Source organism: Flavobacterium sp. RSSA_27, assembly GCF_051547125.1.
Lineage (GTDB): Bacteria > Bacteroidota > Bacteroidia > Flavobacteriales > Flavobacteriaceae > Flavobacterium.
In genome coordinates, this window is sequence record NZ_JBPTTN010000006.1 from 23,181 (window position 1) to 34,755 (window position 11,575).

At 36.4% G+C, this 11,575-nt stretch carries 12 protein-coding genes and 1 tRNA gene; 2 read left to right on the plus strand and 11 right to left on the minus strand.

The window, feature by feature from the left end; translation table 11 throughout:
- Positions 1–86: 86 nt before the first annotated feature.
- Both mtgA and ACSVH5_RS09430 read right to left on the minus strand, forming a co-directional pair.
- A complete protein-coding gene (gene mtgA, locus ACSVH5_RS09425) occupies positions 87–836 on the minus strand; it encodes a monofunctional biosynthetic peptidoglycan transglycosylase (protein WP_438061189.1) in 750 nt (249 codons plus the stop codon).
- Complete coding sequence (locus ACSVH5_RS09430) at positions 836–1,948, minus strand: NAD(P)/FAD-dependent oxidoreductase (protein WP_438061190.1); 1,113 nt, start codon at positions 1,946–1,948, stop codon at positions 836–838. The genes mtgA and ACSVH5_RS09430 overlap by 1 nt, the downstream gene beginning before the upstream one ends.
- Before the next feature lie 615 nt (positions 1,949–2,563).
- Here ACSVH5_RS09430 and ACSVH5_RS09435 point away from each other — a divergent pair.
- Positions 2,564–4,465, plus strand: a complete 1,902-nt coding sequence (locus ACSVH5_RS09435; protein ID WP_438061191.1) for a S9 family peptidase — start codon at positions 2,564–2,566, stop codon at positions 4,463–4,465.
- Between the two features lie 57 nt (positions 4,466–4,522).
- Here ACSVH5_RS09435 and accC read toward each other — a convergent pair whose 3' ends face one another.
- From accC to pdxA, 6 genes are all read right to left on the minus strand, one after another.
- Complete coding sequence (accC, locus tag ACSVH5_RS09440; RefSeq protein WP_064715719.1) at positions 4,523–5,869, minus strand: acetyl-CoA carboxylase biotin carboxylase subunit; 1,347 nt, start codon at positions 5,867–5,869, stop codon at positions 4,523–4,525.
- Between the two features lie 84 nt (positions 5,870–5,953).
- Positions 5,954–6,433 carry an acetyl-CoA carboxylase biotin carboxyl carrier protein gene (gene accB / locus ACSVH5_RS09445; protein ID WP_438061192.1) on the minus strand — a complete coding sequence of 160 codons (480 nt, stop codon included), beginning with the start codon at positions 6,431–6,433 and terminating at the stop codon, positions 5,954–5,956.
- 23 nt (positions 6,434–6,456) lie between these two features.
- Positions 6,457–7,455 (minus strand): beta-ketoacyl-ACP synthase III, encoded by a 999-nt coding sequence (locus ACSVH5_RS09450; protein ID WP_438061193.1) that lies wholly within the window; start codon positions 7,453–7,455, stop codon positions 6,457–6,459.
- A 173-nt stretch (positions 7,456–7,628) separates the two neighbouring features.
- Positions 7,629–7,823 carry a 50S ribosomal protein L32 gene (rpmF, locus tag ACSVH5_RS09455; RefSeq protein ID WP_159689777.1) on the minus strand — a complete coding sequence of 65 codons (195 nt, stop codon included), beginning with the start codon at positions 7,821–7,823 and terminating at the stop codon, positions 7,629–7,631.
- Between the two features lie 9 nt (positions 7,824–7,832).
- Positions 7,833–8,396 (minus strand): YceD family protein, encoded by a 564-nt coding sequence (locus tag ACSVH5_RS09460; RefSeq protein ID WP_438061194.1) that lies wholly within the window; start codon positions 8,394–8,396, stop codon positions 7,833–7,835.
- A gap of 95 nt (positions 8,397–8,491) precedes the next feature.
- Positions 8,492–9,541 (minus strand): 4-hydroxythreonine-4-phosphate dehydrogenase PdxA, encoded by a 1,050-nt coding sequence (gene pdxA / locus ACSVH5_RS09465; protein WP_438061195.1) that lies wholly within the window; start codon positions 9,539–9,541, stop codon positions 8,492–8,494.
- A gap of 56 nt (positions 9,542–9,597) precedes the next feature.
- Here pdxA and ACSVH5_RS09470 point away from each other — a divergent pair, with 56 nt between their 5' ends.
- Positions 9,598–10,185, plus strand: a complete 588-nt coding sequence (locus ACSVH5_RS09470) for a riboflavin synthase (RefSeq protein WP_438061196.1) — start codon at positions 9,598–9,600, stop codon at positions 10,183–10,185.
- A 29-nt stretch (positions 10,186–10,214) separates the two neighbouring features.
- Here ACSVH5_RS09470 and ACSVH5_RS09475 read toward each other — a convergent pair whose 3' ends face one another.
- The 3 genes from ACSVH5_RS09475 to mce all read right to left on the minus strand — a co-directional run bounded on the left by ACSVH5_RS09475 (position 10,215) and on the right by mce (position 11,532).
- A complete protein-coding gene (locus ACSVH5_RS09475; RefSeq protein WP_438061197.1) occupies positions 10,215–10,415 on the minus strand; it encodes a hypothetical protein in 201 nt (66 codons plus the stop codon).
- A 505-nt stretch (positions 10,416–10,920) separates the two neighbouring features.
- A tRNA-Ile gene (locus ACSVH5_RS09480) sits at positions 10,921–10,994 on the minus strand.
- A 136-nt stretch (positions 10,995–11,130) separates the two neighbouring features.
- Positions 11,131–11,532 carry a methylmalonyl-CoA epimerase gene (gene mce / locus ACSVH5_RS09485; RefSeq protein ID WP_438061198.1) on the minus strand — a complete coding sequence of 134 codons (402 nt, stop codon included), beginning with the start codon at positions 11,530–11,532 and terminating at the stop codon, positions 11,131–11,133.
- Between the last annotated feature and the right edge of the window lie 43 nt (positions 11,533–11,575).

An 11,575-nucleotide genomic window follows, 5' to 3' on the forward strand; every position in this document is an offset into this window, starting at 1 on the left:
TTCCATTCAAAAAGCAAAGATATAGCATAGAGCAGGACGAGGCATAGTGAGGAAAAGGAAATGGTATGTTCTTAGAAAAGTGTGAATTACTTATACTCAAGAGCTCCTACATGATTCATCACACGAACAATTTTCGCTTTGCGATTGTTGATGTAAGAAGAGGAACTTGTGGCTTTGTATTTTCGGGGGTTGGGCAAAATAGCGGCAATTCCTGCGGCTTGCATTTTGGTCAAACTCGAGGCGTCTTTTCGGTACCAATATTGGGTGGCGGCATGGGCTCCATAGATGCCATCGCCCATTTCGATGCTGTTCAAATAGACTTCCATGATGCGTTTTTTACCCCAAATGATTTCAATTAAAACGGTAAAATAAGCTTCTAAGCCTTTGCGTAAATAGCTTCTCCCTTGCCATAAAAAGACATTTTTGGCGGTTTGCTGCGAAATGGTGCTTCCACCTTTAATTTTTCGGCCTCTTTCGTTGTCTTTATACGCTTTTTGCATCGCCAAAAAATCAAATCCATTGTGGGTCAAAAAGGTACCATCTTCGCTAGCAATTACGGCTTTTTGCAAATTCATAGAAATGTTTTCGATGGGTTCCCAATCGTGACTAAAATGATTCTCTTTTCCGTCGGCTACATTTTCAAAAAAACGAATCACCATAAGCGGTGTAAAAGGAACGGGGACGAATTTAAACACTACCACACTAAAGATAGAAAGCCCAAAAAACCAAAGCATAGCTTTGAAAAGAAAGCGTTTCACTTTACTTCCAAAACTAGCATCCTGCTTCTTGACTGGTTTTTTTGAAGTTGTCTTTTTTGGGGTAATTTTGGTTGCCATTACACTAAATCTGCTAATTCGGTTCCTATTAAACTGCCAATTGCCACGCCCATTCCGCCCATGCGAACCCCACAATATACATTTTGGGACAGATTCGTTACTATAGGATTCTTGCTAGCGCCTATGCCCATAATACCGCTCCAACGGTGTGCAATTTCAATTTCTTGATTCGGCAAAATTACTTCTTTTAATAACTGTTCCAATTTTTTTTGAATAATTTCGGTTTGGCCCATTTCGGTTGTAGTTTCTTCTTCAAAAGCCAAGTTGCGCCCTCCACCTAATAAAATTCGGTCACCAATATTTCTGAAATAATAATAGCCACGGTCCAAATGAAAAGTCCCTTTGATGTCCAAATTCGGAATAGGTTCTGTAATCAGCACCTGAGCACGTGCAGGTTTTACTTGTCCTTGTGTCAATTCTGCTGCAAAACCATTGGTAGCAAACAATAGCTTTTGGCTCACAAAACTAAAATCACCCAAAGCTACCTCAACACTTGAACCCTTATCTTCAAACCCCGTAACTGTTTGCTGATTCAGAATCAAAATATTGGCCGTTACGGCTTGACGCAACAATTCTTGCATCATATTTCCGGTATCAATTTGTCCTTCAAATGGATTAAAAATCAAATACTCTTTGGTTCCTTTAAATCCAAAACGATCCAATTCCTTAGTAAAAACACCACCTCTAAAAATAGGATTCAGAATTTCATTGACAAAAGGCATTTTGTTGACACATTCAGCATACAAACTTTCCTCCTCTTCCAAAAACAATTCGTAACCACCAAAAGGTTTGTAATCCAAAACCGCATCAGGAATCCGCTTGCGCAATAATTGCAAACCCGACCAACGCTTTTGCACCAACGCAATTACTTCTTCTTCGGTATGGTTTTTTAAATCTTCCACAATCTCCGAAAGACTCCCAAAACAGGCAAATCCAGCATTTTTGGTACTCGCACCTTGTGGCAACATTCCTTTCTCAAGCACCAATATTTTGGCAGTAGGAAAGCGCTCTCTCAAACGCAATGCGGCGTGCAGTCCCACAATACCACTTCCCACAATCGTATAATCTACCTCAGTAAACCAATTTTTTATTTCCCAATAACTCAAATGCATCTGTCAAAAATTTTTATAAAAATACTATTTTTTAGGAGCTATTTCCAGCTGTCCACTGTATCTTTTCTATTTTAAAGAAAAATAGAAAAGGATGCCGTTCCCATCTGGGCTAAAACTAAGTGCACCACAAGATATTTACTTTTGAAATATTTCGACACGTATTCACGAATAAATGCAAATTTGATTTTTATCCTTAATTTCAAAAAACTACTCAGTTTGCCTTGCTTTCAATTGACTCCAGCTTTGGCTGGAGTCATAGAAATTAATTGTATTGGCTTTAGCCAAATAAAAGTAGCTAATTTTGGATAAAGCCTTTAAAATTTTCAAATTTCACCCCTCTAAAGTTGGAGGCAATTAATGTCAAAAAAAAAACTGAATAGTTACATTTTCACGAATCCATTAATAACAATAGATATACTTTGAATAATGTCATTCTATCTAACTCTTTTTTAATCTTTGAAAATCAGCGAATCAGCGGTAAAAAAAGTTAGCCAAGCTGTGGTCAAAGTTTTCCACTTTCTTGAAATTCGTGGCAACTTTCTTTTAAAGCGAACACTCAGCAATCCAAAACAAGTCGATTTAAATGATTATTTTTACCTTTTAAAATTGAAAACAATGAAAAAGATTCTTTTATTAACCCTATCCCTGATGAGTTTGACAACAATGGCTCAAAACACACTGACTCCCGAACTGCTCTGGAAACTAGGTCGCGTAACACCTCTAGGCCTTTCAAAAGACGGAAAAAACGTCATTTATAAAGTTAGCACACCCTCTGTAGCCGAGAACAAATCCAGTTCCAAACTGTATTCACTACCCATCGAAGGCGGAAATGCCATCGAAATTAAAGACACTAAAGGTCACCTAACCGACAAAAACACCTCGGCTGATGGTAAATATATTGTCTACCACGAGGAAGTAAAAATCGACAAAGTACACGGAAAAGATTTCTATCCCGAACTAGAAAAATCAAATGTACAAATCTACAACGGACTGGATTACCGCCACTGGGACACTTGGAATGAAGGCAAATTCAACCACGTGTTTTACAAAGAAAATAAAGAAGGCGCCACAGGAATCGATATCCTAAAAGGAGAAAATTTCGATAGCCCACAAAAACCTTTTGGTGGAGACGAAGATTATATTTGGTCACCAGACAGCAAAAGTATTTTGTATGTATGCAAGAAAAAAGCAGGCACGCAATATGCCATTTCTACAAACACAGATATTTATGAATACCAACTCGAATCCGGAAAAACCATCAACCGAACTGAAGGCAATTTAGGATACGACACAGCACCTCAATTTTCGCCTACAGGCCACTTGACTTGGCTACAAATGAAACGTGATGGTTATGAAGCCGATAAAAACGACATCATTGTAGATTTCAAAGGCATCAAAATGAACCTTACCGCCAATTGGGACGGAAGTGTAGACCAATTTATGTGGAGTCCAGACGGAAAAAATGTCTATTTTGTAGCTGCGGTCGACGGTACCAAACAATTGTTTGCAGTTAACTTCCCCGGAATGACTAGAATTGCGGTAACCGTTCGCCAAATTACCAAAGGTGATTTTGATGTAAGTGATATTATTGGTTTTTCGGGCGACCAAGTTTTGGTCACAAGAACTGATATGAATCATGCCGCTGAAATTTTTTCTTATCATCTAAAGAAAAACACGTGGAAACAATTGTCTAATGTCAACACCGCAACGTACAATACATTAGCGTTAAGTAAAACCGAACGTCGCTATGTCACCACAACCGATGGTAAAAAAATGTTGGTTTGGGTAATTTTGCCTCCGAATTTTGATGCATCTAAAAAATACCCGACGTTGTTATACTGCCAAGGTGGACCACAATCGCCTTTAACACAAAGCTATTCTTTCCGTTGGAATTTCTCTTTGATGGCGGCTCAAGGCTATGTAGTAGTAGCTCCAAACCGCAGAGGAATGTACGGCCACGGCCAAGAATGGAATGAAAAAATATCAGGTGACTGGGGAGGTCAAGTGATGGACGATTATTTAGCAGCCATTGATGACGTCTCCAAGGAATCGTATGTAGACAAATCACGTCTGGGATGCGTAGGCGCTAGTTATGGGGGCTATTCAGTGTTTTATTTGGCTGGAATTCATAACAATCGTTTCAAAACATTTATTGCTCACGACGGGGTTTTCAATACACAAAGTATGTTTGGTACCACGGAAGAAGTCTTTTTTAACAACTGGGATTTTGGAGGAGCGTATTGGGAAAAAGACAACAAAGTGGCGCAAAAAGCCTATACTACTTTTAACCCAATCACCTTGGTAGACAAATGGAACACCCCTATTTTGATTATACAAGGAGGTATTGATTTTAGAGTCCCGATTGGACAATCGCAAGAAGCCTTTCAGGCGGCACAATTAAGAGGTATCAAAAGTCGCTTTTTGTACTTTCCTGAAGAAAACCACTGGGTATTGCAACCACAAAATGCCCAAGTTTGGCAAAAAGAATTCTACAAATGGTTGAAAGAGACCTTATAGTAACCCACAAAAAAACCTCGCAAATTGCGAGGTTTTTTTATAGTACTTATTTCCCATCTATTCTGGATCATTCATTTTGAAAGTATCCATAAAGGCTGTAGTGTAATCTCCTGCTATATAACGAGGATCATCCATTAACTGTCTGTGGAAAGGAATAGTAGTTTTGATTCCTTCAATTACGAATTCATCCAAAGCTCTACGCATTTTGCTAATCGCTTCTTCACGAGTTTGCGCAGTAGTAATCAACTTGGCAATCATCGAATCGTAATTTGGTGGAATAGTATATCCAGAATACACGTGAGTATCTAAACGAACTCCGTGTCCGCCTGGCATATGTAAGGTGGTAATTTTCCCTGGAGAAGGACGGAAATCATTGTATGGATCTTCCGCATTGATACGACATTCGATAGCGTGTAAATTTGGGAAATAATTTTTTCCTGAAATTGGCACACCTGCCGCAACTAATATTTGCTCACGAATCAAGTCATAATCTACTACTTGTTCTGTGATTGGGTGTTCTACTTGGATACGAGTATTCATTTCCATAAAGTAGAAATTACGGTGTTTGTCTACTAAAAATTCAACAGTTCCAGCGCCTTCGTATTTAATGTATTCTGCAGCTTTTACTGCAGCTTCACCCATTTTAGCACGCAACTCATCTGTCATAAACGGAGATGGCGTCTCTTCTGTTAATTTTTGGTGACGACGTTGTACAGAACAATCTCTTTCAGAAAGGTGACACGCTTTACCGTATGCATCACCTACTACTTGAATTTCGATATGACGCGGCTCTTCGATTAATTTCTCTAAGTACATTCCGTCATTACCAAAAGCGGCTGCCGATTCTTGACGAGCACCTTCCCAAGCTTTCAATAAATCTTCTTCTTTCCAAACGGCACGCATTCCTTTTCCTCCACCACCAGCAGTTGCTTTCAACATCACTGGATATCCAAATTCTTTAGCTAATGCGGCAGCTTGTTCGTATGATTCAAGAATTCCAACAGAACCTGGTACACAAGGTACTCCTGCCTCAATCATAGTAGCTTTTGCAGAAGCTTTATCTCCCATACGATCAATCATTTCAGGAGCTGCACCAATAAATTTAATACCGTGTTCTTGGCAAATTTTTGAAAACTTAGCGTTTTCAGAAAGGAATCCATATCCTGGGTGAATGGCATCGGCATTAGTAATTTCTGCTGCTGCAATAATATTTGACATTTTAAGGTATGACAAATTACTTGGTGCAGGTCCGATACAAACGGCTTCGTCAGCAAATTTTACGTGTAAACTTTCAGCATCTGCAGTAGAGTAAACCGCTACTGTTTTGATTCCCATTTCTCTACACGTTCTAATAACCCTAAGAGCAATCTCTCCTCTATTTGCTATTAATATTTTTTTAAACATCTTGTTTTTTTTAAAATTACAAATTCCAATCTTCAAATTCCAACGTATTGGATTTTGTGATTTGTCTATTGGAATTTTTAAAAATTATGATGGATCTACTAAAAATAAAGGTTGGTCAAACTCTACAGGAGACATATCGTCTACTAAGATTTTCACTATTTTTCCAGAAACTTCTGATTCAATTTCGTTGAAAAGTTTCATTGCTTCAATTACACAAAGAACATCACCTTTAGCAATTGTACTTCCAACTTCAGCAAAAACTGGTTTATCTGGAGCAGGTTTTCTATAGAAAGTACCAATAATTGGTGATTTGATTGTAATAAATTTTGAATTATCCTCTTTTGGTGCTGCTTCTGGTGTTGCAACAACTGGAGCAATTTGTGGTATAACTGCTTGTTGAATTGCCGCTTGAGTTGGTAATTGTTGAACATAAGTAGTTTCTGTTACATTACCTTCTAAAGTTGTTCTAATAGTGATTTTTACATCATCCATTTCTAACTTAACCTCAGCAACTCCAGAATTTGCTACAAATTTGATTAGGTTTTGAATTTCTTTTAAATCCATGATTGTTTGTTTTTAGTTTTAATTTATTTTGTATCGTAGGCCCATTTTAAATAAATAGATCCCCAAGTAAATCCTCCTCCGAAAGCAGCAAATATAATAGTATCTCCTTTTTTAAATTTATTTTCAAAATCACTCAACAATAATGGCAATGTGGCTGAAGTTGTATTGCCGTATTTATGAATATTGATCAACACTTTATCTTCTTCCACTCCCATTCTGTTGGCAGTCGCATCAATAATCCTTTTATTGGCTTGATGTGCAACTAACCAATTAACATCTTCTTTTGTTAGATTATTCCTTTGCATTATTTTTTCACTTACATCAGCCATGCCAGAAACTGCATATTTAAAAACAGTCTTTCCGTCTTGAAAAACGAAATGTTTATTATCATCTAACGTTTTTTGTGAGGGTGGTAATATGGAACCTCCTGCTTCAATTTTTAAAAAATCCCTTCCAACACCATCACTTTTTAGCAATTCATCTTGAAGCCCTAATCCTTCATAATTAGGTTCAAACAAAACAGCTCCTGCACCATCTCCAAAAATAATACAAGTGGCTCTATCCGTATAATCAATAATAGACGACATTTTATCGGCACCGATTAACAATACTTTTTTATATCTACCAGATTGTATGTAGGCTGCAGCAGTAGACATGCCGTATAAGAAACTAGAACAAGCAGCTTGTAAATCATAAGCAAAAGCATTGGTTGCACCAATTTCTGTAGCCACGTATACACCAGTTGAAGCTACAGGCATATCAGGTGTCGCGGTTGCCATAATTACCATATCTATTTCAAGTGGATCAATATTGGCTTTAGCTATTAAATCTTCAGCGGCTTTAATAGCCATAAATGAAGTCCCTTTCCCTTCTTCCTTTAATATTCTTCTTTCTTTAATACCTGTACGAGAGGTGATCCATTCATCATTAGTATCTACCATCGTTTCCAACACTTTGTTAGAAAGCACAAAATCTGGAACATACCCTCCTACTGCGGTAATTGCTGCGGTAATTGCATTCATTGTGTACGACTATTACTATCAAATATAGCTACTTGATATTTTTATTTAAAAGACTCGAAAATTACAAAATTTATTCTAAAAGTACTGTTTTAGCTTTTCTTATTTGAGAAAATTATAAACAATAAAAAAAACTCCCACAAAGTGAGAGTTCTACTATTTTTTGCTAAAACGTATTAAGCAACAGCTACAGATTTATCGATAACAACTTGCCCTCTGTAGTACATTTTACCTTCATGCCAGTAAGCTCTGTGGTATAAATGTGCTTCTCCTGTAATAGGACAAGTAGCGATTTGAGCTACAGTTGCTTTGTAATGTGTTCTTCTCTTATCTCTTCTTGTTTTCGAGACTTTTCTTTTAGGATGTGCCATTTTACTATATTATTTATCCGTTAATAGTTGCTTTAATTTGTCCCATCTAGGGTCAATATTTTCTTGATTCTGTTGTTGCTTATTCTCTTTATTCTTCTCTTTTACTTCTTTTTTTGCAGTCATTGTTTTAAGCTTTTCTAAAGCTTCTGATTGCAAAGTACCATCTTTTACCCCTGGATGAACTCTTTTTTGGGGAATCGACAACACAATCATTTCGTAGATGTATTGTGCAATATCTATCTCAAATTCTCCAAATGGCAAAATTAATAACTCTTCGTTGTCATTATTAAACGTTTCTCCGAAACGAACAATTAATTTAATTTTACCTTTTATCGGTAAATCAAATTCTTCCCCTGTTACATCACAAGGTACTTGAACGGTTCCTTTGTGTTTAAAATCTAATTCTAATAAATTCGCTTTTTTTTCTAAAACTACATTTACTTTGATGTTTGATTTTTCAAACTCACTAAAGTCAAAGATCTCAAAGAACGAATTATTGATTTGGTATTCAAATTGATGTTTCCCTAGCTTCAATCCCACGAATGGAATTACGAATTCTTTTCTCTTGTTCATTTCACCAATAATTTTCCCAATTCTGAAATACCCGAATCGGGGTGCAAAGATATAAAATTATTATAAATCTAATAATGTTATTGACCTTTTTTTGTTTATAACTGTTTTTCTTTTAATTTTAGTGGATTTGAGCTTACTTCTTGGTACTGAATTCTTGATTTATAGATGTCTATTGCCAAATAAACGGCCTCTTTGAAAGAGGTAAAATCCGCTTGATTCTTGCCTGCAATATCGTAAGCTGTCCCGTGGTCGGGTGAAGTTCTCACTTTATCTAATCCAGCAGTATAATTCACTCCTCTACCAAAAGACAATGTTTTAAAAGGAATCAACCCTTGATCATGATAGGTAGCAATAATGGCATCGTATTTCTCATAATGATTGCTTCCAAAAAAACTATCTGCAGGAAAAGGGCCAAAAACCAGCGTTCCTTTATCAAATATTTTTTTCAAGGTTGGCTTAAGTACAGCATCATCTTCTGAGCCAATCACTCCGCCATCTCCACAATGTGGATTAAGACCAAGCACAGCAATTTTAGGCTTATTGATACTAAAATCTCTGATTAAAGTTTGTTTTACGGTTTCGATTTTCTTTTTGATCAATTCTTCTGTCAAATGCCCCGCTACTTCATTCAATGGCACATGATCCGTAAGTAAACCTACACGTAAATTATCACTCACCATTAACATTAAGGCATCACCCTCCAACTCTTGTGCTAAATAATCTGTATGACCTGGGAATTTGAAACTTTCCGATTGAATATTGTATTTATTAATAGGAGCGGTAACCAAAACATCCACAATCCCTTCTTTCAAAGCTTTAGTCGCTGCCACAAATGACTTGATGGCGTATTCTCCAACTTTATCATCGTTCGTTCCTAAATTCAAATCAACACCTTCACGCCATAGATTATAGACATTAATTTTGCCAACAACGATTTGATCCAGTTTATCAATCCCGTGAATACTTGAAGTAGACTCAAAGCCTTTTTTCAAAAAAGAAACAATTTTTACATTAGCAAAAATTACTGGAGTACAAAATTCTAACATTCGAGCATCCTCAAAAGTTTTTAAGACTACTTCGCTTCCAATACCGTTTAGATCTCCGATTGAAATTCCAACGATTATATTTTCTGCAGTTTTATTCATGAGCTCCGTTTTTTATTGCTAATTTTGAGCTGCAAATTTAGTAAAATAAAATAAGAATGTTTACAGGAATTATTGAAACCCTTGGTATTGTAACAGAAATAAAAAAAGAGCAAAATAACCTGCATCTGACCCTCACCTCAAACTTTACACATGAACTTAAAATAGACCAAAGTGTCGCTCATAACGGAATTTGTCTTACAGTAGTAGCAATAAATGGTTCCCAATATACAGTTACTGCCATAGCTGAAACTATCAAAAAAACCAATATTGGAAGCTGGAATATAAATGATGAAGTTAATCTAGAAAGGGCTATGAAATTGGGCGATCGACTTGACGGTCATATTGTTCAAGGCCATGTAGACCAAACCGCCTCTTGTATAGAAGCTTACGAAACCAACGGAAGTTGGCACTATACCTTTGAATACGACCCCAAACTTTGCAATATCACCATTGAAAAAGGCTCAATAACCGTAAACGGCGTTAGTCTCACAGTGGTAAATTCTGAAAAAAACAAATTCAGTGTAGCCATTATTCCTTATACTTTTGAGCACACTAATTTTCATAATTTCAAGGTCGGAACTATTGTCAATTTAGAATTTGATGTAATAGGAAAGTATGTCGCTCGACTACATTCCCTCAAGTAATACAGCACTTTAAAAGAAAAAACTCCAAGTTATCTTGGAGTTTTTTCTTTTAATTTATTACTAATAACATAAAAGCCAAAAAGAATCGAAAGGAGAACCAATACACCTATATAATCATCAATGGGTAATTTTGGTGGTGGAGGCGGACCTGGTGGTGGAGGCGCAGCACAAACTGACCAAACACTCCCTAAAGTAAATAGAACACTATAAATTTTTAATAACCTTTTCATTTTGTGTGTTGCTTGGGGCAAAATACGTTCTTTATTGGCTGCAAAAATAAACAAATTTAGCACGCAAGCATAACTTTAAAAACAAAAAAAACTTCCATTACTTGAAAGGCTAGTAAACTGTGGTCCCACCTGTCCCGAAAACTTTCGGGAGAGTCAGGTGCTTTTCAAATATTTCACTTTTAATCTTTCAACTATGTCAGGATAGATGAGAAAATTTCTAATAATAAGTACTGCTTTTCATCCGCTTACTATGTTTTCTATGCCAATGGCTTGGGACATGCATTCACATTCTATTTGCAAATACAACTCCCAATCCGAAGCTATTCTTGTATAAGAACCTTCATAAAAACCTTAATTGTGATGCAATAAGCGAACACTCACTCCTGATTGAGTAACTCCAATATAAAACCTTGATAAAGTTGGACTATATAAATGTAACAAGCAATCATTTGTATTTATTTATAAAAAAAGCCCTTACATTGCTGTAAAGGCTTGATTCTAAATGTGGTCCCACCTGGGCTCGAACCAGGGACCACCTGATTATGAGTCAGGTGCTCTAACCAGCTGAGCTATAGGACCGGTTTAGAGTGTGCAATATTACTACTATTTTTTGTTCAGAGCAAATATTTTAGCAGTGGATTTTGAATTTTATCATAATACACAAGCCTATCAAATGAAATCTACTGATAATGAAGCACTATAAAAATTCAAAAAACTATGTAATTTCTTGGCACAACTCAATCAAAACCCCATTAGTAGTTTTCGGATGTAAAAAAGCCACCAATTTATTGTCGGCACCTTTCTTTGGCGTTGGATTTAAAACCACAAATCCTTCACCTTCAAGTCTTGCTATTTCGGCTACAATATCGGTCACATCAAAGGCTATATGATGAATGCCTTCTCCTTTTTTTTCAATAAATTTAGCAATGGGACTTTCTGGATTAGTAGCTTCTAACAATTCAATTTTATTGGGGCCATTTTGAAAAAAAGAAGTTTTAACCCCTTCAGAAACCACTTCTTCTTCTTTGTAAGCAGGAGCGCCAAATAATTTTTCAAAAAGCAAATTAGAAGTTTGCAAATCTTTAACGGCAATCCCTATGTGTTCAATTTTATTCATCCTTGGATTTTTAAAATACAAAATTACTATTTATACCAAAATT